This is a genomic window from Micromonospora sp. NPDC004540 (assembly GCF_040610095.1).
Lineage (GTDB): Bacteria > Actinomycetota > Actinomycetes > Mycobacteriales > Micromonosporaceae > Micromonospora.
The window spans coordinates 55,077-76,274 of the sequence record NZ_JBEXLR010000002.1; the positions used below are offsets into that span (position 1 = coordinate 55,077).

The following is a 21,198-nucleotide window of genomic DNA, read 5'->3' on the forward strand; positions in this document are numbered from 1 at the left end:
GCCCGCGGGCGTGACAGTCGGGCCGGCCCTGCCGAGCGCACCGTCGTGCGCGACGCGCTAGACGTGCGTGATCACGTTCTTGCCGTACGCGGTGAGGGTCTTCTCCTTGTCGTCGTGCATGAGGTAGAGGGCGAAGTTGTCGACCCCGATCTCCTTGAGCTCCTGCAGCCGGTCGACATGGGCCGACTCGGGGCCGAGCAGGCAGAATCGGTCGACGATGGCGTCGGGGACGAAGTCGGTGGACGGATTGCCGGCGCGGCCGTGGTGGGCGTAGTCGTAGCCCTCGCGGCCGGTGATGTAGTCGGTCAGCGCCTTCGGCACCACGCCGGAGTCGCCGTAGCGGGCGACCAGGTCGGCCACGTGGTTGCCGACCATGCCGCCGAACCAGCGCAGCTGATCCCGTTGGTGCACGAGGTTCGTCCCCACGTAGGCGGGGGCGGCCACACACATCGTGATCGAGTCCGGATCCCGGCCGGCGGCGCTGGCCGCGTCGCGTACCGTGCCGATCGTCCAGCGGGCGATGTCCGGGTCGGCGGTCTGCAGGATGAAGCCGTCGGCCTGCTCGCCGACCAGCCGCAGCGCCTTCGGGCCGTAGGCGGCCATCCAGATCTCCAGCTTGCCGTCACGCACCCACGGGATGCGCACCGGCGTGCCGTGGTGTTCGACGGCGCGTCCCTCAGCCAGTTCCTTGATCACGCGCATGGCGCTTCCGAGGGTGGCCAGGCTCGCCGGCGGTTGGCCGATGACCCGGCGGGCCGAGTCGCCCCGGCCGATCCCGCAGACGGTTCGGTTGCCGAACATGTCGTTGAGGGTGGCGAAGAGTGACGCCGTGACCGACCAGTCGCGGGTGCTCGGGTTGGTCACCATCGGTCCGACGATCAGGTGCTTGGTCGCGGCGAGGACCTGCGAGTAGATGACGAACGGCTCCTGCCACAGCACGCAGGAGTCGAACGTCCACCCGTAGCGGAAGCCGTTGTCCTCGGCGGCGGCGAGGCCCGCCACGACGTCTCGAGCGGGCGGGTCGGTCTGCAGTACGACACCGAAGTCCACGGTCAACTCCTCGTCAGACCAGGTACTGGCTGAGGTCGCGCTTCAGGAACGTGCCGTGCCCGGCGGCGCCGTGGAAGGCGTTGTCGTCGACCACGACCCGGCCGCGGGACAACACGGTGGAGACCTTCCCGGTCAGCCGCATGCCCTCGTACGCGGAATAGTCCACGTTCATGTGGTGGCTGCCGGCGGAGATGGTCTGCTCGGCCGTCGGGTCGTACACCGTGATGTCGGCGTCCGCGCCCGGGGCGATGACGCCCTTGCGCGGGTAGAGACCGAACATCCGGGCGGGCGTGGTCGAGCTGATCTCGACCCAGCGCGGCAGGGTGATCTCGCCCTTCACGACGCCCTGGTAGAGCAGGTCCATCCGGTGCTCGACGCCCGGCATCCCGTTGGGGATCTTCGAGAAGTCTCCCCGGCCCAACTCCTTCTGGTCCTTGAAGCAGAAGGGGCAGTGGTCGGTGGACACCAGCGACAGGTCGTTGGTGCGCAGGCCCCGCCACAGCTCCGCCTGGTGCTCCTTGGGTCGCAGCGGGGGAGAGGCGACGTACTTCGCGCCCTCGAAGTCGGGCCTGGCCAGGTCGTCCAGCGACAGGAACAGGTACTGCGGGCAGGTCTCCGCGAACACGTTCTGCCCGGTGTCGCGGGCCTGGGTGACCGCGTCGAGGGCGTGCGCGGCGGACAGGTGCACGATGTACAGCGGCGCGCCGGTGACCTTCGCCAGGGTAATCGCCCGGGACGTCGCCTCGCCTTCCAGCTCGGGCGGCCGGGTCAGCCCGTGCTGCACCGGGTCGGTCCGCCCACTGGCCAGTGCCTGCACGACGAGCTGGTCGATGGCGATGCCGTTCTCCGCGTGCATCATGATCATCGATCCGGTGTCCCGGGCCTTCTGCATCGCCCGCAGGATCTCCCCGTCCGTGGCGTAGAAGACACCCGGGTAGGCCATGAACATCTTGAAGGTGTTCACGCCCGCGTCGATGCAGGTCTCCATCTCCTTGAGCGACGTGTCGTTGACGTCCGAGACGATCATGTGGAACCCGTAGTCGATCGCGCAGTTGCCGTCGGCCTTGCTGTGCCACCTGTCCAGCGCGGACAGTAACGACGTGCCCTTGCCCTGCACGGCGAAGTCGATGATCGTGGTCGTGCCGCCCCAGGCCGCCGCGATCGTCCCGCTCTCGAAGTTGTCGGCCGAGAAGGTGCCGCCGAACGGCATCTCCATGTGGGTGTGGCCGTCGATGCCGCCCGGCACCACGTACTTCCCGGCGGCGTCGATGACTCGCTCGGCGCCGGACGCCCACTGCTCGGCCAGACCCGAGTCCGGCGCGGCGAGCGCGGCGATCCGCTCGCCCTCCACCAGCACGTCCGCCGGGTACTCCCCGGTGGCGTTGACGACTGTTCCGTTGCGGATGACGATGCTCACGGCGTCACCAGCGATTCGTAGGTCTCCGGCCGGCGGTCGCGGTAGAACGCCCACAGGTCGCGCACCTCGGCCAGCCGGTCCATGTCGAGATCGCGGATGACGACCTCTTCCTCGGTGTCCGACGCGGCGTCGCCGACCAGTTGCCCCCGCGGGTCGACGAAGTAGGACTGGCCGTAGAAGTCGTTGTCGCCCAACGGTTCCACGCCGACCCGGTTGATCGTGCCGACGTAGTACTCGTTGGCGACCGCGGCGGCCGGCTGCTCGAGGCGCCAGAGGTACTCCGACAGGCCCCGGCTCGTGGCGGAGGGGTTGAAGACGATCTTCGCGCCGGCCAGCCCCAGCGCCCGCCAGCCTTCGGGGAAGTGCCGTTCGTAGCAGATGTAGACGCCGATGCGACCCACCGCGGTGTCGAACACCGGATAGCCGAGGTTTCCGGGCCGGAAGTAGAACTTCTCCCAGAACCCCTTCACCTGCGGGATGTGGTTCTTGCGGTGCTTGCCGAGGTAGGTGCCGTCGGCGTCGATGACCGCCGCCGTGTTGTAGTAGACGCCTGGTTGTTCCTGTTCGTACATCGGCACGATCAGCACCACACCGTGCTGCTCGGCCAGCTCACGCATCAGCGCGGTCGTCGGCCCGTCCGGGATCGCCTCGGTGTACGAGTAGTAGTCGGCGTCCTGCACCTGGCAGAAGTACGGACCGTAGAACAACTCCTGCAGGCAGACGACCTGTGCGCCCTGCGACGCGGCGCTGCGGATCGCCGCCACCGCGTTCGCGATCATCGACTCCTTGTCGCCGGTCCACTTCTGCTGCACCAGCCCGGCTCGGATGATGTTGCTCACCTGATCTCCCCCTTCGCGTGGCTGCCGCGCGGCGGCATCGACAGCGCCAGGTAGACGAGGAACCCGGCGATCAGACCGACCACCCAGCTGTAGTCGTAGAGCGGCTTGAGGAACGGGATGAGCCCGTCCTCGGGGAACGGCCCCTTGCCCGGTGCCGAGTAGGCGCCACCGACCGCGAGGACCGCGCCGACGACGGTGGCGACGATGGCCGCCCAGTTCCAGCCGCCGGAGAACCAGTAGCGGCCCTCGGGACGGTAGAGGGCGGGCAACTGGAGGCGCGTGCGGTTACGGACCCAGTATCCGGCGATGAGCACCCCGGCGACGGCGCCGAGCAGGCCGCCGTAGAACCCGAGCCACACGAAGATGTAGATGTTGGGGTCCTGCACCAGCCGCCACGGCTGGATCAGGATGCCGAGCACGCCGGTGATCAGCCCTCCGGTCCGGAAGCTCACCAGCCGGGGCGCGGCGTTGGAGAAGTCGTACGCCGGGCTGACCGTGTTCGCCGCGACGTTCACCGACAACGTCGCCACCACGACCGTGAACAGGCCGAGCGCGACCACCAGCGGGTTCTCGAACTTGGCCGCCAGCTGGATCGGGTCCCAGATCGCCTCGCCGTAGATCACGGCCGTGCCCGAGGTGATCAGGATCGACAGGATGGCGAAGAACGACATCGTGGTCGGCAGGCCGAGGACCTGGCCGTACGCCTGCTGCCGCTGGCTGCCGCCGAATCGGGTGAAGTCGGGGATGTTCAGCGAGAGGGTCGCCCAGAAGGCGATCATCCCCATCAGTGACGGCGCGAACAGCTTCCAGAAGTCGGCGCCCCAGCCCAGCTTCGACGGCTCGGACAGGATCGGGCCGAGCCCGCCCGCCTCGACCAGGACCCAGATCAGCAGGGCGACGGCGACCACGATGACGAACGGCGCGGCCCAGTTCTCGAAGCGCCGCAGGGTGTCCATGCCCCGCCAGATGATCGCCATCTCGATCGCCCAGAAGACGAGGAACGAGGCCCACAGCGTCCACGGGTAGTCCATGACCGTCGCCGCGTCGACCCACCAGGAGCCGAGCAGCTTGCCGGCGATCGCGTAGATCGCCTCGCCGCCGATCCAGGTCTGGATGCCGAACCAGCCGCACGCGATGAACGCGCGCAGCAGAGCCGGGAGGTTCGCGCCGCGGACTCCGTAGAACGCGCGGGCGAAGACCGGGAAGGGAATCCCGTACTTGGTGCCGGCGTGGCTGTTCAACAGCATCGGGATCAGGACGAGCAGGTTGCCCAGCGTGATCGTGAGGAACGCCTGCACCCAGTTCATCCCGAGCTGGATGAGCCCGGCGGCGAGCAGGTAGGTGGGGATGTTGTGCGCCATGCCGATCCACAGCGCCGCGAAGTTGTACGTGTTCCAGGTGCGCTTCTCGATCGGTACCGGGGCCAGCTCCTCGTTGAAGTAGCGGCTGTCGGCGATCGTGGAGAAGTCGCGCAACTCGACTCGGCCGTCCGGATGGGTGATCTGCGTGCCGGGCTCGACCGCGGCGGTTTCGGCCGGGGGCAGGGGTTCGACGGTCATCGGTCACCTCCTGTTACGGTGCCGCAACACTGGCCGACCAACCCGGCTCACGCGCTCCTGGTGGGCGGTTCAGCGCGATCTTTATGTGGGAATGGTGGGTGTCGCGAGCCCGCCACGGGCAGCGGCAAAGTGTCCACGCTTGCCTTGATCGGGGCACACTCTGTCCACGGCATGCCCGCACCCGCCTGTCAATCAGCACGGCGGGTGAATTAGCGCGGCGAGGGTCCTACGCGTCGAGTTCGTGCACCAGGAGCGCGACGTACAGCGACAGCACCGACTCCGGGTCCTCCAGCGACACCCCGAGCACCTGCGCGATCCGCGACAGCTGCTGGTAGTAGGCCGTACGCGACAGGTGCGCAGCGGCGGCCGCCGCCGACTTGTTCCCGCCCTGCTCGCAGTAGCAGCGCAGCAGCTCCACCAGCCGGCTGCGCTGGTGGGCGTCCCGCGCCAGCAGCGGGCCCAACTCCCGGTCGGCGAACGCCTGGACCCGCTCGTCCTCGCGCAACAGGTGCAACAGGCCGCGCAGGCGCACGTTGTCCAGCTTGTGGTAGAGCTGCGCACCGGGGGTGCGGAGGGCCGCCCCCGCGACGTGGGCGGCCTCGCCGAGGCTGCGGCGCACCTCGGCGGCGTGTGACACGGTGGTGCCGACCGCCACCAGCACCGGGCCGGCTGTCGAGCGGTGGACCTCCTCGGCCAGCCGACGGAGGACCGCGTCGACCCTGGCGTGGGCGGGCAGCGACAACAGCGCCCGTACGCTCGTGTCGTCCACGACGCCCACCAGGGCGGGCACCGACACCCGCCGTGCGGCCGACGCGGTCACCTCGGCGAGGTCGCGCAGCACCTCCTGGGTGGCCAGCGCAGGCGCGCGCGGCGTCATGTGCCCGGGCCGGATCGCCACCCCGACGAGCTGACGTCGTTCGAGGGCGACGCCCAGCGCGGCCGCCCGGGCGGCCAGGTCCGGCGGTGGGACCGCCTGACCGAGCAGTTGGGCGAGCAACATCCGATGCGTCTGCCGTTCCAGGCTCTCCCGATCACGTGCCACGAGCCGATGCACCGCCAGGGCCGACGCGGCCCGCTCCGCGACCACCATGTGCCGGTGCGGCGGAGGGTCCGGCGAGAGCAGCACCAGGCGTCCCCAGTCGGCGCCCTGCGCGCCGACCACCGTGACCAACCAGCCGGCCTCCTCGTCGTAGGCCGTTCGCTCGGGCACGGCCACGGACCGGGACCGCTGACTCCACTCCGCGAGCAGCTCGGTGGGATCGTGCCCGGCCGCGTCGTACGCGAGCACCTCGTGCCCCAGCGTCTCCAGCACGACCGGCAGCCCGGAGATCCTGGCCACCTCGCGCAGCACCTCGGCCGGCTCGGCCCCGGCCACGGTGAGCGAGGTGAACGTCTCGTGCACCTGCTCGGCGGCCCGCAGCTCGGCGAGCTGGGCGTCGACGATCAGCGCCACCACCGCCTCGGTGACGGACACGAACCGCGTCTCCTCCGCGAGCGTGATCAGGGGGAGTCGGTGCCGGTCGGCGGCTGTCACGAGCGCCTCGGGCACGTGATCGTTCCAACGGCGGACCAACTCGATGACCAGTCCCGCCGCGTGGACCGCGGCCAGGTCCTCCACGTAGCCCGTGAGCGCCGCCGGCTCCTCCGGCAGCGCGATGCCGGTGGTCAGTACCAGTTCCCCACCGCGGAGCAGGTGCGCGATGTCGGCGACCTCCGCCACGTGGACCCAGCGGACCCGGCCCTGCATCCCGGCCGACCCGGCCACCACCTGCGGCCTCGCGCGCCGGATCACCGGCAGCGCGACGGCTTCTGCGACAGAGGGATACACCGCGACCTCCCCACTACCGGGATTGCACACAACGTAATGGCAGCGGCCGCGAAGCGGTACAGGTTGCACATAGCGGTTGGACAACGAATGCCGCCACACTCGGCCTACCGGCGGAGATACGGAGGACGCGATGGCGCACCGCGAGCTGCTGACCAGACACCGGTCCGTGATGCCGAAGTGGCTGGCGCTGTACTACGAACAGCCGATCGAGTTCGCCAGCGCGTCCGGTCGCCGGGTGACCGACCGGGAGGGACGCACCTACCTCGACTTCTTCGCCGGCATCCTCACCAACGCGATCGGCTACGACGTGGCCGAGATCAGCGACGCCCTCCGGTCGCAGATCGACACCGGCGTGCTGCACTCCTCCACCCTCTACCTGATCCAGTCGCAGGTCGAACTCGCGGAGAAGATCGCGGAGCTCTCCGGGATCCCGGACGCCAAGGTGTTCTTCACCAACTCGGGCACCGAGGCGAACGAGACCGCGCTGATGCTCGCCACCCAGCACCGGCGCAGCGAGCAGGTGCTCGCCCTGCGCAACTCCTACCACGGCCGCGCGTTCGCCACCGTCGGCATCACCGGCATCCGCGGCTGGTCGGCCAGCGCGCTCAGCCCCGTCAAGGTGAGCTGGGTGCACGGCGGCTACCGCTACCGCAGCCCCTTCCGGGACCTGTCCGACGCGGACTACGTCCGCGCCTGCGTCGCCGACCTGCGCGAGATCATCGAGACGACGACCGCGGGTGACGTCGCATGCATGATCGTCGAACCGATCCAGGGCGTCGGCGGCTTCGCCACCCCACCGGACGGGCTGTTCGGCGAGTTCAAGAAGGTGCTCGACGAATACGGGATCCTCCTCGTGTCCGACGAGGTGCAGACCGGCTGGGGCCGCACCGGGGAGCACTTCTGGGGCATCCAGGCGCACGGCGTCGTACCCGACGCGATCACCTTCGCCAAAGGCCTGGGCAACGGCCTGGCGATCGGCGGAGTCGTCGCCCGGGCGGACCTGATGGACTGCCTCGGCGCCAACTCGATCTCCACCTTCGGCGGCAACCCGCTCGCCACCAGCGGCGCGCTGGCCTCGCTCAACTATCTGCTGGAACACGACCTCCAGGCCAACGCCGCAGACCTGGGCGCCCGCCTGCTCGACGGCCTCCGTGCGGTCGCGCAGGCGCATCCCGTGGTCGGCGACGTCCGCGGCAAGGGCCTGATGATCGCGCTGGAACTCGTCGGACCCGACGGCGCGCCCCACCCGGCGGCCGCCGCCGCCCTGCTCGAGGAAGCCCGGGAACGTGGACTGCTCGTCGGCAAGGGCGGCCTGTACGGCAACGTCATCCGCCTGGCACCACCGATGACGCTGACCCGGGCCGAGGCGGACGAGGCGCTCGAGATCCTCACCCAGTCGATCGAGGCCGTGGCCAAGGAGGTGCAGCAGCGATGAGGACCACCCATTGGATCGGCGGCAAACCGTGGAACGGCGTCGCCGAACGCGCCGGCGACATCTACGACCCCGCCACCGGACAGATCGCAGGGCACGTCGACTTCGCGACCGCCGCGGTCGTCGACCAGGCCGTCGCCGCCGCCGGCGAGGCCTTCACCCGCTGGCGTACGGCTTCCCTCGCCCAGCGGTCGAACGTGATGTTCGCCTTCCGGGAACTGCTGAACGCCCGCCGGCCCGAACTAGCCAAGATCATCACCGCCGAGCACGGCAAGGTGCTGTCCGACGCCGCGGGGGAGATCCAACGCGGGCTGGAGAACGTGGAGTTCGCCTGCGGCATCCCGCAGATGCTCAAGGGCGGGTTCAGCGAGAACGCCTCCACCCAGGTCGACGTGTACTCCATCCGGCAGCCGCTCGGCGTGGTCGGCGTGATCACCCCGTTCAACTTCCCCGCCATGGTGCCGCTGTGGTTCGCGCCGAACGCGATCGCGTGCGGCAACACCGTGGTCCTCAAGCCGAGCGAGAAGGACCCGTCCGCGGCGAACTTCCTCGCCGAACTGTTCGCCGAGGCCGGGCTACCGGACGGAGTGTTCAACGTCGTGCACGGCGACAAGGAGGCAGTCGACCGTATTCTCGAACACCCGGCGGTGAAGGCGATCTCCTTCGTCGGCTCCACCCCGATCGCCCGCTACGTCTACGAGACCGGCACCCGCAACGGCAAGCGGGTGCAGGCGCTCGGCGGCGCGAAGAACCACATGGTCGTCCTGCCCGACGCCGACCTCGACCTCGCCGCCGACGCCGCCGTGTCGGCCGGCTTCGGCTCGGCCGGCGAACGCTGCATGGCCATCTCCGTCGTCGTGGCCGTCGACCCGGTCGGCGACGCGCTGGTCGACAAGATCAGCGAGCGGATCGCCGCGCTCCAGGTCGGCGACGGCCGTCGGCCCGGCTGCGAGATGGGACCGCTGGTCACCGGCGCCCACCGCGACCGGGTGGTGTCGTACCTGGACGCTGGACGGGCCGCGGGGGCAGAGTTGGTGGTCGACGGGCGAAGCCACCCGATCGACGGTGAGCGCGCCGGCTTCTGGCTCGGGCCGACCCTCTTCGATCACGTCGACACCGACATGTCCATCTACACCGACGAGATCTTCGGACCGGTGCTCTCGGTGCTGCGCGTGCCCAGCTACGACGACGCCGTCGAGGTGGTCAACACCAACCGCTACGGCAACGGCACCGCCATCTTCACCAACGACGGCGGCGCAGTCCGGCGCTACCAGAACGAGATCGAGGTCGGCATGGTCGGCGTGAACGTCCCGATCCCGGTCCCGGTCTCGTACTACTCCTTCGGCGGGTGGAAGGACTCCCTGTTCGGTGACGCGCACGCGTACGGGCCGGAAGGAGTGAACTTCTTCGTCCGATCCAAGGTGGTCACCAGCCGGTGGCTCGACCCCTCCCACGGCGGAGTGAACCTGGGCTTCCCACAGAACAGCTGAGCCCCAGAGCCTGAGCCGCAGGACACAGGTGGCCGGCGTCCTATGCGGGCTGCGTCTCGGGGCGATCGGCTCCGTGGTAAGCCAGGGACAGCACGTCCTGGCGGCGCTGGCCGAGGTACCACCTTCCGGCCTCGTCAAGGTTGAGGGTGTGCCGCAGAAGGTCGGAGCGCCCGGGGGGAAGTTCGCCGAGCACCTCGCCTCGCGGTGACACCACCATGCTGGGGCAGTGCTGGTGGGAATCGGCGACGTTGGCGGACGCGACGAAGCGCTGGTTCTCGGCAGCCCGGCTGATGAGGTGGCTACGCCAGACGCCTTCGGGTTCGCGGGTGTTGGCGGCATTAGTGAGGTAGACGAAAAGCTGCGCTCCCGCCGTAGCCAGGTACTGCCATTGTTCCGGGAAGCGGATCTCGCGGCAGAGCTGCACACCGGCGGTGATCTTTCCGTCTGGATGCGGGATGTCGATGATCGGCAGGTGATCGCCGGGGCGCAGGCGGCCACGTTCGTGCATAGCGAGGTTGATCTTCCGGTAGACCTGGTATTCGCCGTTGGCCGGGAAGAACACACCGGCGTTGCACCATCCGCCGTTCCATGGCAGCAGCGATCCGCAGAAGATCTGCACCTGCTTCTGCTTGGCAAGCTGAGCCACCTGTGCGACGGCGTGGTTCACCGCGGCGGGCTCCATCGCGGCCAGGGGCGCCAGATCGTCGCCATAGCCGGACAGCATTCCTTCGGGCAGGACGACCACGTCGCCGGCGCGTGTCTCGCTGACGACCTCCTGCACAGTGATCAGATTGGCGGCTACGTCCCATACGGCCGGAACCTGGGCGATCACGATCGACATCTGCACCCGGCAATCTTGAACGACCGCCGGACGTCCAGGCCTACGGGGTTCGGTCAGCGGCCTTGTGCGCGTGAGTTCGGCGCCCTGATGTGCCGCCGTCCGGGCGTTCAGTGGGGAAACGCGCGGGGGATGCGTGCGCTGAGGAGTTCGTCGCGGAACGCCTGGATGCGTGTGATGACCTGTCGCCTGCCGATGGTGTTCTCGATGCGGTCGAGGTACAGGCATCGGGCGGCGAGTTTGTCGAGGTCGACGGTGAAGTAGATCGCCATCAGCGGGTTGACGAACAGGTCGCCGCGGCCGGTGCGCCGGGTGAACCGGACGTCTCCGAAGGCGCCGCTGGTGGCGGCGGCGATCTGACCTTGGACGATGCTCGGCCGGTCCGGGGTGGCAGCCACCGCGTCGGCGACAGCATCGCGATACAGCGCCGCCTCTCGGCTGGAACCGGGGATGGACAGGGCACCGAGGTAGCCGCCGTCGCGCTCGAGTGCGGCGAGATTCTCCAGCACCTGGGAGTGGTTGACGCCGTCGTAGGCGTCGATGCCGAAGCCGAGACTGGTCACCAGCTTGACCGGCAGGTCCAGCGCGGCCACGGCGGCCAGGCTGGTGATGTCCTCCACCGGGGTGCCGAGATCGCTTTCGTCGCCGCGCAGCAGGACATCGGTGCCGCCATCGACCAGCACCACCGCATCGATGTCGAGTTGTTCGACCAGGTGCCGGTACGCCGCCCGTAGCGGCTGGACACCGAGCGGCGGAAAGGCGTACACGGTCGACGGCAGTTCCTGAGCCGCCAGCCACCGGGCGAGCGTGCGTTCGGGGAAGTACCAGTCCGGGCTGGTGGTGTCCGGCTGCACCGCCGCGACGTGCTCCGCCACCCACGCGTCCCGGTCGATCAATTCGAGCTCGGAGAAGGACAGGCTGGCCAGGTGCACCTGTGCGCCACCGCGCCACAGGGCGAACGCCAGGGGCAGGCCGGCGTACACGTCGAAGCCCCCGCCCGCTCCGGCGATGAGGATGCTCCGCGCCGAAGCCAGCGCGGCAAACAGCGGCGGAACGGCCAACGAAAACGCGCCGGGGGCGGCCGGCAGCGCGGCAGGGTTCATCACCGCTCAATGATCAGCCACGCCCATGCCATCCATGCCCCCGTGCCCCACCCCGACCACCAACAGCGATCGCGTGTACGCACATGCCGCTGAGCATGAGCGACGCTCGATCAATCAAAGATGGTGGCAATAGGGAGAGCAACGACGACCGAGGGCATGGCCCAGATCCCGCAGGAGAGCGCCCAGCCGCTCGACCTCCTCGGCGGTGGGCGGAGTGATGGCTGCACCGGCCGCGATATGCTCTCCGACCTCGTACAGCGCGACGTACAGGTCCTCGGCGGTTGCGTGGTCGAGCCGCAGAACGATGTCATCCGGCATGCGCAGACCCTACTCGCACGTCTCGCCGCACCCGGTTGGCCAAGATCGGATGCGCGGGATCTGCCGCCAGCCGGGCGCCTCCCGGACGCAGCAGGCACGCAGACGATCTTAGGTGCCGCCCGTGCCCGAAGCCCACGACGCTGGGACGACCGTCATCGGCGCATGGTCGATGTTCAGCTCGCCGGCACCGCCCCTCGGCGCTCGACACCAGGCCAAAAACGGGTGGCCTCGCCAGCCCGTCCCGCCCTACCTTGCAATCGGATCTTCTTCTCCGACTGACTCACGAGAGGACTTCACCCCGCGTGACTCCGCCTGCTCTTTAGACCTGACAGCTTCCCCGTGCATCGGTCGCCGACGTCGCCGTCGGCTCTTTCCCATGCCTTTCGTCAGGTCTTCAGAGAGAGATCATGTCTACGCGTCCTCATATCGTGCTGCCCTGGACCCTTCGGCGCACGCGCCTTCCCCTGCTCCTGGTCGCCTGCGTTTCCTGCGGCCGCACCAGCACAATCACCGTTCACGATCGCGTCCCGGTCCGGTACCTGGATCCGATCCTTCTCGCGGGCTACTCCAGCAACTCCTCGGCCCTCGCCGCCCGCCTCCTTCTCGACACGCTGATCGTCCGGCGCAACCGGGTCGCCCTGGAGTGGGACTCATGCTGGCCCGAACGGCTCATCACCCAACGGGCTGGGCATCGGCCGCGGGGAGATCGCTCGCTGCGCCAAGATCGGCATCCCGCTGAACCGCAGCACTCACCGGGACTTCTCGTGGGCCCTGCTAGGAGCCGCCGACGTGGGCCTGAGCCGGGGCGAGAGGCAAGGTGGCCGTGCCCCGGACTGCAACACGCGGCGGTCCGCGCGCGGTCGCTCCTGACCGGGCACGATCGAAGGTCAGGGCCGGCCCGGTACGGGCGACGGAGGTGAACGCCTGGGCGCATACATCCGGACGTGCCGATGAGCGGACATCCGATCTTCCAGGGCAGGAGCGTCCACCAGGGCGACCCCTGCTGCGTCACGTGTTGTCAGTATGCGGCTGCCGGCTCGGTGGGCTGCGGCGTGAAGAAGCGGATGATGTCGTCGGCTGCGGTGGGGGACAGCATCATCGCCTGGACTCGTGCGGACATCTCGGCGATCGGGTGGATTCTGGTGAACATCGCCTCCTCGTACGTCCGGATCGCCGAGTCGGGGTCGGCGGGGTCGGCGGCGAGTGCGGCGGCGAGTGCGGCGGCGTCGAGCATGGCTTGGTTGGCGCCCTCGCCGACCGGCGGCATGAGATGCGCGGCGTCACCGATGAGGGTGATGCCCGGCTGGTGGGCCCAGCGTGTACCGGTGGGCATCGCCTCGATCCTGCGGGGGGTCGCCGGGCCGTCGCCGGCTTCGATGAGTGCGGTGAGGCTGGGGTCCCAGCCATCGAACAGGTCCAGCAGAGCGCGCTTGCTGCGGTAGGTGTCCAGGTGGCGATCGTCCGCACGTAGGGAGATCCCGACTCGGATGTTGCCGTCGCCGAGGCGTTGTGCCGCCAGGATCTGGTTCACGCCGATGCACCAGAGGTTTCCGGGGCCGACCAGATCGGCGAGATCCGGGTGGCGCCGGTCGGCGTCGCGGATGCTCAGCTCTACCAAGGTGGCCACGGAGGACAGTGTCGCGTCGGTCAGCAACGACCGGACGACCGAGCGCGCGCCGTCCGCGCCGACGAGGACGTCGCAGTCGGCGCTGCGGCCGCCGTCGAACGTCAGCCCGAAGCCTCCGTCGGGTCGTGGCGTCGCCGCGACGAGCCGGTGCTGCCAGGCCACGGCGTCGCCGGGGAGCGAATCGAGCAGAAGATTACGCAGTGTGCTGCGGTCGATCTCGGGGCGTCCGGAGAATGAGCCGGGCTGTGGCTTGTGGTGCACGAGGGTGCGTCCGGCGGGGTCGAGGATGCGATGTTCCTCGCCCTCCGGCCGTGCCGACCGGAATCGGCCGGCGAGGCCCGCCGCGGCCAGGGCCTGTTGCCCGGACTCCGGATGCAGGTCGAGGGAGCCACCCTGCGATCGCGCGGACCGGCTCGCCTCGCGTTCGTACACCACCGCGCCGATGCCGTGCCGGTGCAGGATTCGGGCCAGCGTCAGGCCGCCGAGGCCACCGCCGGCGATCGCAATTCGCATCAACATCTCCGTTACCGTACGCTGTATCTCATGGATACGCCGTACGGTAGCGCACCGTTGCCCGTCTGGGAACGGCCCGAGCCTCAGCCGCGGGCGGCGCCGGTGCCGCTGAGCCGCGCGAAGATCGCCGCCACGGCCATCCGGCTCGCCGACGCACATGGCCTCGACGGGCTGTCGGTACGCAAGATCGCCAAAGAGCTCGGCGTCGGTCCGATGCGGCTCTACGACTACGTGATCAACAGATCCGAACTGCTCGATCTGATGGTCGACACCGTGTATGCCCGGATCGCCGAGGCCGGTCAGCACTCCGAGTGGCGCGCCACGGTGCTGGCCCTGGCCCAGGCGACCCGCGAAGCCGCCCTTGACCATGAGTGGTTCGCCGACCTGCTCGGCGCAAGGCCACACTTGGGACCTCACGCCCTCGCCGTGGGCGAATCGACCGCGGCGGCGCTCAGCCAGGCTCCCGGCGTGCGCGGCATCGACGATCTCCAGCGGGCCGTGGGCGCCCTCAACGCGTTCATCGTCGGAGCGCTCCGCAGGGAGATCACCGAGCGGCGCACCGCCCGTTCAACTGGCACCGACGTGTCCGCCTGGCAGGCCGCCCTCGGGCCCTACCTGACACGCATGCTCGAAACAGGCCGCTACCCCACCATCGCCCGGCTCGTCCTCGACGGCGCCCACCTCAACGCCGAGGAAACCTTCCACCACAACCTGATCACCATCCTGGACGGCATCACCAGCCATCCGTTACCGTTCAGTGCGCTCTAGCGAGCACACGGTTGGTAGTCCCGCCTTGCGGTGGGACGGTCCCGGTCTGACCGGCGGGTGCCGTGCCGGGTTCACGTTTCGCAGCCGCCTGCCCGCGTTGGCGGGGCTTCCGGTTGGCTCCACGTGCTGCCACCGGGCCACTCCCGGCGGTGTCGACTTGGGCCGCGAGGGCGGCCAGGTTTAGTGAGGCGTTGCGGTCGCGGTCGATGACCAGGCCGCACGTCTGGCAGTGGTAGGTGCGCTCGGACAGGGCCAGCTTGGCTTTCACGGTGCCGCAGCCCGAGCAGGTTTTCGAGGACGGGTACCACCGGTCGGCCACGATCAGCCGGCCGCCGTTCCACTGGGTTTTGTACGCGAGTTGCCGGCGGAGTTCGGCGAGTCCGGCGTCGGCGATGTGCCTGGCGAGTCGCCGGTTGGCGAGCATGCCGGTGACGTTGAGGTCTTCGACCACGATCGTGGCGTGTTCGCGGGCAAGCCGGGTGGTGAGCTTGTGCAGCCCGTCGCGGCGTAGGTTGGCGACCCGGGCGTGGGCGCGGCCGAGCCTGTTCGCGGCGCGCTGCCAGCGGTTGGAAGGGCGGCGGCCGGTTCTGCGGTCCGGGCCGGTCTTGCGCGACAGCGCTCGGCCGAGGTGCCGCAGGCGCTGCCGGGCACTGGTCAGGTGGCGCGGGTTGGGCTCCGTTTCGCCGGTGGACAGCACGGCAAGGTTCGTGATGCCGACGTCAACTCCGATCGTCGAGTCGGGCCGCGTGGGTCGGCGTTCGGCTCGCTCGACCTCGACGGTGAACGCGACGTGCCACCGGCTGCCGTCGCGCCGGACGGTCGCGGACATGATCCGGGCGGTGCCGTTGTCGAGGCGGCGGGCGAGCTTTCGGGCCGACTCGTGCAGCTTCAACCGTCCCAGCCGCGGCAGCACGACATGCGTGCGGTCCGGCTCGACGCGGATTGTTCCGGTGGTGAACCGCACGCTGGGCGTAGTGCGGCGGCGGGACTTGAACCGAGGGAATCCGACCGGCCGGCCGGCCCGCTTGCCCGTCCGGGAGTCGAACCAGTTCTTCAACGCGCGAGCCAGCGCGTCGAGGCCGGTGTTGAACGCCTCCTTCGAGCACTCGGCCCACCACGGCGCAACGTCTTGCTTGGCGGCGTTCCACGCCTTGCGCAGCGCGGGTAGCGACCATGAGATAGCCGGGGTGAGCTGGCCATCCGGAATACCGTACGTGCGTTCAGCGGCCCTCTGGTCCATGACGGCTTTGACCCGGGCGAGCGCCCAGTTGTGCGCGACCCGGGCGGCGCCGGCGTGCGCGAGTACGTCGCGTTCCTGCGACGGGGTGAGGTCGAGGGCGAACCGGTACGCCTGGATCGTCTTCATGCCGGGTCCTCGGTGGCAGCTTCGATGGCGCGGCGGGCGCGGTCCGCGGCGGCGCGGCCGCCGTACAGGCGGGCGCACAGCGAGGTCAGGATCTCGGTCACGTCGCGCACGAGGTCGTCGTCTACCTCGGCGGGGTCGACCACGAGCAGGCGGCGGCCCTGCGCGGCGAGAGCGGCTTCGCCGTACTCGGCTCCGAAGCGAGCGAACCGGTCGCGGTGCTCTACCACGATCGTGGCCGCGGCCGGGTCGCGCAGCAACGCCAGGAACTTTCTTGCGATGCCCGTTGAGCGCCGAGCCGCCGGCCGCTCTGGTGCGGCGACGTCCGGCGCCCGACCTCGGTCATCACCCGATCGACGGCGAGGTGCTGCCCGGTCGCCCACATCGTGACCCGGGCGACCTGCCGGTCCAGGTCCGCCTTCTGGTCGCCCGACGAGACCCGGGCGTACACCACGACCTGCCCGGCGTCCGGGACCGCGCCGGTCAGCGGTTCACCGACCATGATGACCGGCCGAGCCGATACGTCGGAACGGGCAGCGTCCCGGCCAGGTACTGCCGCCGCGCGGTCACGTACGAGATGCCAGTTGCCGCCGCCCACTCCTTCAAATTCACCGTAGCCACTATAGAGCGCTAGATGTCGCTAATGACCAGCGACACGCCAGCAGTTGTTAACCCCACCCGTGACCTGCTACTCGCAGGCCGGTTCCGGCTGAACACCACGCCATCTCCAGCCTGATGGTGCACGTCAGTGGCGTACGTGCAGGTGATCGCGGCTGCGTCCGGACGCCTCGTCCGGGCGTCGGCGCCACACCCCGGCTCGGCACACGACCTGGCCGCTGCGCGAACGCTCGGCCATGCCCACCGGCCTGGTGATGAGTTGTCGCGCCCGCACCCGTCACACCTACGACGGGACACGACGAGACGGAAGGATGACGTGATGAGTGCGGACACGCGGCTGGAGGAGCTGGGCGTGAGCGGTCTGGGCGAGGTCGACGAGTCGGCGTTCTCGGGGCTGGCGGAGCGGCACCGGCGGGAGCTGCACGTGCACTGCTACCGGATGCTCGGGTCGTTCGAGGACGCCGAGGACACCGTGCAGGAGACGTTCCTCCGTGCCTGGCGGCGGCGGGACACCTTCGAGGGGCGGTCGACGTTCCGGGCCTGGCTGTACCGGATCGCCACCAACGCCTGCCTGGACCTGCTCGCCAAGCGCCGCCCCGAGCCCGCGACCGGCGGCGAGGTGCTGTGGCTGCAGCCCTACCCGGACCGGCTGCTCGACGAGCTGCCCGCGGGCGACGCGGACGAGCCGGAGACGGTCGCCGTCGCGCGGGAGACGATCGAGCTGGCGTACCTGGTCGCCGTCCAGCACCTCGCGCCGCGCCCGCGGGCCGTGCTGATCCTGCGGGACGTGCTCGGCTGGCCGGCGAAGGACGTCGCGGAGCTCCTCGGGGACTCCGTCAACTCCGTGAACAGCGCGCTGCAGCGGGCCCGCGCCGGCATGCGGGAGCACCTGCCCGCGGAGCGACAGGACTGGACCGGCGGCGAGGAGGACGCCGGGACGCGGGAGCTGGTGCGCCGCTTCACCGACGCCAGCGTCGCCACGGACATCCCGGCGCTCGCCTCGATGCTGCGCGAGGACGTCCGGTCCTCGATGCCGCCCACGCCGGGCCTGTGCGTCGGCCGTGACGCGGTCGTGAACAGCTGGATCGAGGACGGCTTCGAGGGCATGGGGCGCCTGCGCGCCGTCCCCACCGCCGTGAACCGGCAGCCGGCCGTCGCCTTCTACCTCTGGCGGAAGGGGGAGGGCGCGTACCTGCCGCTGACGATCGACGTCCTGCGCGTCACCGACGGGGCGATCACCGAGATCGTCATCTTCCACGACGACCAGTTCCCGCGGCTCGGGCTGCCCGAGCGCCTGCCGGCGGACGGCACGGAGTAGTCGCGGTGTGGACGCTCGCGCTGCGCGGCGGCGAGCGTGTCGCGGTGGTCGCGGCCCAGTGGAACGACGCGTTCGGCGTCGTCACCCGCGGGCGGGTGCAGCTGGAGCTGCGCGACGGCGAACCCGGGCCGGTCCTCGGACGCGACGCCGGGTTCTGGCTCCGCGGCACCGGCGTCCGCGCCCTGCGCAACCCCGGCCGTCGCACCGCGAGGGTGCGGATCGCCACCCCCGGGGCCGGGACCGTCACATGCCGGTCGACACACCCCCGTACGCCAGTCACCGAACGAAGGAGGAACGACATGAACAGCACGAACGACACCGGGATCGCCGCAGGCCCGGCATCGGGCCGGACCAGCCACACCCGCCGGCTACGCGGACTCGCCGGCACCGGCTTCATCGCCACGCTCGCAGCGATGGTGGCCACCACCCTCGCCGCCGCGCTCGCCCGGGCCGTGGGCGTCGACTTCGAGGTCCCCGACGGCGGCGAGACCATCCCGCTGTCCGGGTTCGCCGTGGTGACCGGCTTCTTCTCGGTCGTGGGCGTCGTCATTGCCGTCGCTCTTCGTCGTTGGAGCGCCCGCCCCGCCCAGCGGTTCGTGTGGACGGCGGTGGCGCTGACCGCGATCTCGTTCGTCCCGCCCCTCCTCGCCGGGGCGGACACCGCCACCACCACCGCCCTCCTCGGGCTGCACCTCGTCCCTGCGGCGGTGATGATCCCAACCCTGGCCCGGAGCCTCCGCACCCGGACCGTTTGACCGCGCTACGAGACCAGGTCGCCGAGTTCGGCGACGAGACGTCGCATGTCCTCGCCGGCGTCAAGGGTCACCATCACGGATGCCTCCCACGCGCTCGGGTCGTAGCCCCGAGGGCCCCGGATGACGAAACGGAGACTGACGTGACCTCGTCGGTCGTGCGTCGCGTCGATGCGGAGGTCGCGTTCCAACGACTCCCAGGCCCGTACGCCGTCCCATCCCTGGTACGACTCGGCGAGGTCGGCTGCCCAGGACACGATCCCGTCGCCATTGAGCGTCCGGACCCAGGTCACTGCACTGACGCCGTCATCGGCCAGCTCGCACCGCAGGTCGAGTACCTCGTCGTTCCACGGCCGCTCGGCGCTGTGAAGACGGACCGACCCAGGCCCCGCCTCAGCGATGATTTCGACGCCCCCGTCCAACTGCCTCAACACCGGGAAGAGCATGCCACCGGTGCTTGCCGGTGTCGCGATGTTTTGATGCCGGGCGGTCAAGATCCTGGGGTGATCACGCGATGCTGGCCCCGGGACTGGTCCGCCGGACGCGATCGACGGCATCCGGGCCGCGCTCCAATCCCGGCCGGCCGCGCTGGAGAAGTCAGCCCAGAGCGGCCGCCTTCCGCAGCAGCACTGAGCGTTCGCGCTGGTTGGCGCACAGCCGGGCCGCCAGCTCCAGCTCGGCGCGCGCCTCCGGTCGCCGACCGAGGCGGGCCAGCAGCTCACCGCGTACGGTCGGAACCAGATGCGAACCGGGGAGCCGGTCCGAGGCGATCAGCTCGTCCACGATGGCCAGGGCTTGCGCCGGACCCGAGGCCATGGCCACGGCGACGGCCCGGTTGAGCTCGACCACCGGCGAGGGCGCGACCCGGCCGAGCGCCTCGTAGAGCACCACGATCCGGTCCCAGTCGGTCGCCTCCACCGACGGCGCCGACGCGTGGGTGGCGGCGATCGCGGCCTGCAGGCCGTAGGGGCCGAGGCCGCGAGTCGATGCCTTGGCCAGCGCGGCCAGGCCACGACGGACCGCCGAGAGGTCCCACCGCCGCCGGTCCTGGTCCGCCAGCAGGATCGGTGAACCGTCCGGGCCGGTCCGGGCCGGGAAGCGCGCGGCCGTCAGCTCGCACAACGCGAGCAGACCGTGCACCTCCGGCTCGTCCGGCTGCAGCGCGGCCAGCGTGCGGGCCAGCCGGATCGCCTCGTACGCGACGCCGGGCCGTAGCAGCCGGTCGCCGGACGTGGCCGTCGACCCCTCGGTGAAGATCACGTAGACGACGCTGAGCACGCCGCCCAGCCGTTCCCGGCGCTCACCGGCCGGCGGCAGTTCGAACGGCACCCCGGCCGCCGCGATCGTCTTCTTCGCCCGGGTGATGCGGGCCTGCACGGTCGGCACGGGTACCAGGAACGCGCGGGCGATCTGTTCGGTGGACAGGCCGCCGACCACGCGCAGGGTCAGCGCCACCCGGGCCTCGGGGGAGAGCATCGGGTGGCAGCTGATGAACATCAGCGCCAGGATGTCGTCGTCGATCCGGTCGGGGTCGATGTCTTCGTCGACCGCCGGGTCGGCCGCCAGCAGGGCGTATCGGTCCTGCAGGGCGGTCCGGCGGCGGATCGCGTCGATCGCCCGCCGCCGGGCCGTGGCCATCAGCCAGCCGGCCGGATTGGCCGGCGAGGCGAGCGGCCACGACACCAGTGCCTCGGCCACCGCCTCCTGGGCGGCGTCCTCGGCCAGCCCGAAATCGCCGGTGATCCGGGTCAGCGTGGCAACGATCCGCGCCGACTCGATCCGCCAGACGGCCTCGACGTCGGCCGTACCCATCAGATCCGGCCGGTGCTCTCGGTCCGGACCCGTTCCTCAACCGACCCCTCGTTGCCCAGCGGCATCTCGTCGTCCCCGGCCACCCGCCGGACCTCGATCTTGGACCCGGTGACCGACGGGACCCGCTTGGCCCACTCGACCGCCTCCTGCTTCGAGGCGACATCGAGCAGGAAGTAGCCCCCGAACAGCTCCTTGGTCTCGCCGTACGGCCCGTCCGTGACCACCGGGGCCTCGCCGCTGAAGTCGACCACGACGCCCTGGCCCGCATCGTCCAGCCCTTCGGCCGCGATGAACACGCCGGCCTTGATCAGCTCCTCGATGTAGTGGTAGGTCGCGGCCGCCAACTCTTCGAACCCGGCCATCAGGGCCGCGTTCGACTCATCGGTGCCCCGCATGATCAGCATGTACTTCGGCATCGCGTTCTCCTCGTCCGGCGGGGCCGCCTCTCGGCCCTCGCTACTCGTACCCACACGTCGAACGAGCGGCCCGCGGATCGACACGGCCCGAAAGAAACTCTCCCGCGACGCAGCCGGGTCCGTCCGACGAGACAACA

At 70.1% G+C, this 21,198-nt stretch carries 19 protein-coding genes and 2 pseudogenes; 7 read left to right on the top strand and 14 right to left on the bottom strand.

The window, feature by feature from the left end; genetic code table 11:
- Positions 1-57: 57 nt before the first annotated feature.
- The 5 genes from ABZV78_RS01095 to ABZV78_RS01115 all read right to left on the bottom strand — a co-directional run bounded on the left by ABZV78_RS01095 (position 58) and on the right by ABZV78_RS01115 (position 6,693).
- Positions 58-1,050: a TIGR03842 family LLM class F420-dependent oxidoreductase gene (locus ABZV78_RS01095; RefSeq protein WP_355634740.1), complete on the bottom strand. Its 993-nt coding sequence runs from the start codon at positions 1,048-1,050 to the stop codon at positions 58-60.
- A 13-nt stretch (positions 1,051-1,063) separates the two neighbouring features.
- Positions 1,064-2,467 (bottom strand): dihydropyrimidinase, encoded by a 1,404-nt coding sequence (gene hydA, locus ABZV78_RS01100; RefSeq protein WP_355634741.1) that lies wholly within the window; start codon positions 2,465-2,467, stop codon positions 1,064-1,066.
- Entirely contained in the window at positions 2,464-3,306 is an 843-nt protein-coding gene (locus tag ABZV78_RS01105; protein ID WP_355634742.1) for a nitrilase-related carbon-nitrogen hydrolase, read from the bottom strand. The genes hydA and ABZV78_RS01105 overlap by 4 nt, the downstream gene beginning before the upstream one ends.
- Entirely contained in the window at positions 3,303-4,865 is a 1,563-nt protein-coding gene (locus tag ABZV78_RS01110) for an NCS1 family nucleobase:cation symporter-1 (protein WP_355634743.1), read from the bottom strand. The genes ABZV78_RS01105 and ABZV78_RS01110 overlap by 4 nt, the downstream gene beginning before the upstream one ends.
- 226 nt (positions 4,866-5,091) lie before the next feature.
- Complete coding sequence (locus tag ABZV78_RS01115; protein ID WP_355634744.1) at positions 5,092-6,693, bottom strand: PucR family transcriptional regulator ligand-binding domain-containing protein; 1,602 nt, start codon at positions 6,691-6,693, stop codon at positions 5,092-5,094.
- Positions 6,694-6,823: 130 nt separating this feature from the next.
- Between ABZV78_RS01115 and ABZV78_RS01120 the strand changes: the two genes are divergently transcribed.
- Together ABZV78_RS01120 and ABZV78_RS01125 are read left to right on the top strand one after the other, a co-directional pair.
- Positions 6,824-8,128 (top strand): aspartate aminotransferase family protein, encoded by a 1,305-nt coding sequence (locus ABZV78_RS01120; protein WP_355634745.1) that lies wholly within the window; start codon positions 6,824-6,826, stop codon positions 8,126-8,128.
- The gene (locus ABZV78_RS01125; RefSeq protein WP_355634746.1) at positions 8,125-9,615 is read left to right on the top strand and encodes a CoA-acylating methylmalonate-semialdehyde dehydrogenase; all 1,491 of its coding nucleotides are present in this window, start codon (positions 8,125-8,127) and stop codon (positions 9,613-9,615) included. Before ABZV78_RS01120 ends, ABZV78_RS01125 begins: the two co-directional genes overlap by 4 nt.
- Positions 9,616-9,655: 40 nt before the next feature.
- Here ABZV78_RS01125 and ABZV78_RS01130 read toward each other — a convergent pair whose 3' ends face one another.
- The 3 genes from ABZV78_RS01130 to ABZV78_RS01140 form a co-directional block, all read right to left on the bottom strand.
- Complete coding sequence (locus ABZV78_RS01130) at positions 9,656-10,456, bottom strand: carbon-nitrogen hydrolase family protein (RefSeq protein WP_355634823.1); 801 nt, start codon at positions 10,454-10,456, stop codon at positions 9,656-9,658.
- 107 nt (positions 10,457-10,563) lie between these two features.
- On the bottom strand, positions 10,564-11,556 hold the full coding sequence (locus ABZV78_RS01135; RefSeq protein ID WP_355634824.1) for a DUF1152 domain-containing protein: 993 nt from the start codon (positions 11,554-11,556) through the stop codon (positions 10,564-10,566).
- A gap of 114 nt (positions 11,557-11,670) precedes the next feature.
- Complete coding sequence (locus ABZV78_RS01140; RefSeq protein ID WP_355634747.1) at positions 11,671-11,874, bottom strand: hypothetical protein; 204 nt, start codon at positions 11,872-11,874, stop codon at positions 11,671-11,673.
- A gap of 407 nt (positions 11,875-12,281) precedes the next feature.
- Here ABZV78_RS01140 and ABZV78_RS01145 point away from each other — a divergent pair, with 407 nt between their 5' ends.
- Entirely contained in the window at positions 12,282-12,794 is a 513-nt protein-coding gene (locus ABZV78_RS01145; protein WP_355634748.1) for a DUF1062 domain-containing protein, read from the top strand.
- A 98-nt stretch (positions 12,795-12,892) separates the two neighbouring features.
- On the opposite strand, the gene ABZV78_RS01150 is transcribed toward ABZV78_RS01145, so the two are convergent.
- Entirely contained in the window at positions 12,893-14,020 is a 1,128-nt protein-coding gene (locus tag ABZV78_RS01150; protein WP_355634749.1) for an FAD-dependent monooxygenase, read from the bottom strand.
- A gap of 24 nt (positions 14,021-14,044) precedes the next feature.
- Here ABZV78_RS01150 and ABZV78_RS01155 point away from each other — a divergent pair, with 24 nt between their 5' ends.
- Positions 14,045-14,782 carry a TetR/AcrR family transcriptional regulator gene (locus ABZV78_RS01155; RefSeq protein WP_355634750.1) on the top strand — a complete coding sequence of 246 codons (738 nt, stop codon included), beginning with the start codon at positions 14,045-14,047 and terminating at the stop codon, positions 14,780-14,782.
- Here ABZV78_RS01155 and tnpB read toward each other — a convergent pair.
- Entirely contained in the window at positions 14,769-16,148 is a 1,380-nt protein-coding gene (gene tnpB / locus ABZV78_RS01160) for an IS607 family element RNA-guided endonuclease TnpB (protein WP_355634751.1), read from the bottom strand. The genes ABZV78_RS01155 and tnpB overlap by 14 nt on opposite strands.
- A pseudogene (locus ABZV78_RS01165) lies at positions 16,145-16,757 on the bottom strand (IS607 family transposase). Before ABZV78_RS01165 ends, tnpB begins: the two are co-directional and overlap by 4 nt.
- Positions 16,758-16,902: 145 nt before the next feature.
- Here ABZV78_RS01165 and ABZV78_RS01170 point away from each other — a divergent pair.
- The 3 genes and pseudogenes from ABZV78_RS01170 to ABZV78_RS01180 form a co-directional block, all read left to right on the top strand.
- Positions 16,903-16,992: pseudogene (locus tag ABZV78_RS01170) on the top strand (IS5/IS1182 family transposase); the annotation flags it as partial.
- 90 nt (positions 16,993-17,082) lie between these two features.
- Positions 17,083-18,081, top strand: a complete 999-nt coding sequence (locus ABZV78_RS01175) for an RNA polymerase subunit sigma-70 (protein WP_355634825.1) — start codon at positions 17,083-17,085, stop codon at positions 18,079-18,081.
- 5 nt (positions 18,082-18,086) lie between these two features.
- Positions 18,087-18,836 (top strand): DUF6069 family protein, encoded by a 750-nt coding sequence (locus ABZV78_RS01180; RefSeq protein WP_355634752.1) that lies wholly within the window; start codon positions 18,087-18,089, stop codon positions 18,834-18,836.
- Positions 18,837-18,841: 5 nt separating this feature from the next.
- On the opposite strand, the gene ABZV78_RS01185 is transcribed toward ABZV78_RS01180, so the two are convergent.
- From ABZV78_RS01185 to ABZV78_RS01195, 3 genes are all read right to left on the bottom strand, one after another.
- The gene (locus ABZV78_RS01185) at positions 18,842-19,279 is read right to left on the bottom strand and encodes a DUF6228 family protein (protein WP_355634753.1); all 438 of its coding nucleotides are present in this window, start codon (positions 19,277-19,279) and stop codon (positions 18,842-18,844) included.
- Positions 19,280-19,430: 151 nt separating this feature from the next.
- A complete protein-coding gene (locus ABZV78_RS01190; protein WP_355634754.1) occupies positions 19,431-20,645 on the bottom strand; it encodes a sigma-70 family RNA polymerase sigma factor in 1,215 nt (404 codons plus the stop codon).
- On the bottom strand, positions 20,645-21,061 hold the full coding sequence (locus tag ABZV78_RS01195; protein WP_355634755.1) for a YciI family protein: 417 nt from the start codon (positions 21,059-21,061) through the stop codon (positions 20,645-20,647). Before ABZV78_RS01195 ends, ABZV78_RS01190 begins: the two co-directional genes overlap by 1 nt.
- Positions 21,062-21,198 lie beyond the last annotated feature (137 nt).

Excerpts from the sequence above, each read along its gene's own strand:
- ABZV78_RS01110 (WP_355634743.1), bottom strand. The coding sequence starts at position 4,865 with ATGACCGTCGAACCCCTGCCCCCGGCCGAAACCGCCGCGGTCGAGCCC.
- ABZV78_RS01120 (WP_355634745.1), top strand. The coding sequence starts at position 6,824 with ATGGCGCACCGCGAGCTGCTGACCAGACACCGGTCCGTGATGCCGAAG.
- ABZV78_RS01125 (WP_355634746.1), top strand. The coding sequence starts at position 8,125 with ATGAGGACCACCCATTGGATCGGCGGCAAACCGTGGAACGGCGTCGCC.
- ABZV78_RS01130 (WP_355634823.1), bottom strand. The coding sequence starts at position 10,456 with ATGTCGATCGTGATCGCCCAGGTTCCGGCCGTATGGGACGTAGCCGCC.
- ABZV78_RS01135 (WP_355634824.1), bottom strand. The coding sequence starts at position 11,556 with ATGAACCCTGCCGCGCTGCCGGCCGCCCCCGGCGCGTTTTCGTTGGCC.
- ABZV78_RS01140 (WP_355634747.1), bottom strand. The coding sequence starts at position 11,874 with ATGCCGGATGACATCGTTCTGCGGCTCGACCACGCAACCGCCGAGGAC.
- ABZV78_RS01145 (WP_355634748.1), top strand. The coding sequence starts at position 12,282 with ATGTCTACGCGTCCTCATATCGTGCTGCCCTGGACCCTTCGGCGCACG.
- ABZV78_RS01150 (WP_355634749.1), bottom strand. The coding sequence starts at position 14,020 with ATGTTGATGCGAATTGCGATCGCCGGCGGTGGCCTCGGCGGCCTGACG.
- ABZV78_RS01155 (WP_355634750.1), top strand. The coding sequence starts at position 14,045 with ATGGATACGCCGTACGGTAGCGCACCGTTGCCCGTCTGGGAACGGCCC.
- tnpB (WP_355634751.1), bottom strand. The coding sequence starts at position 16,148 with ATGAAGACGATCCAGGCGTACCGGTTCGCCCTCGACCTCACCCCGTCG.
- ABZV78_RS01175 (WP_355634825.1), top strand. The coding sequence starts at position 17,083 with ATGAGTGCGGACACGCGGCTGGAGGAGCTGGGCGTGAGCGGTCTGGGC.
- ABZV78_RS01185 (WP_355634753.1), bottom strand. The coding sequence starts at position 19,279 with ATGCTCTTCCCGGTGTTGAGGCAGTTGGACGGGGGCGTCGAAATCATC.
- ABZV78_RS01190 (WP_355634754.1), bottom strand. The coding sequence starts at position 20,645 with ATGGGTACGGCCGACGTCGAGGCCGTCTGGCGGATCGAGTCGGCGCGG.
- ABZV78_RS01195 (WP_355634755.1), bottom strand. The coding sequence starts at position 21,061 with ATGCCGAAGTACATGCTGATCATGCGGGGCACCGATGAGTCGAACGCG.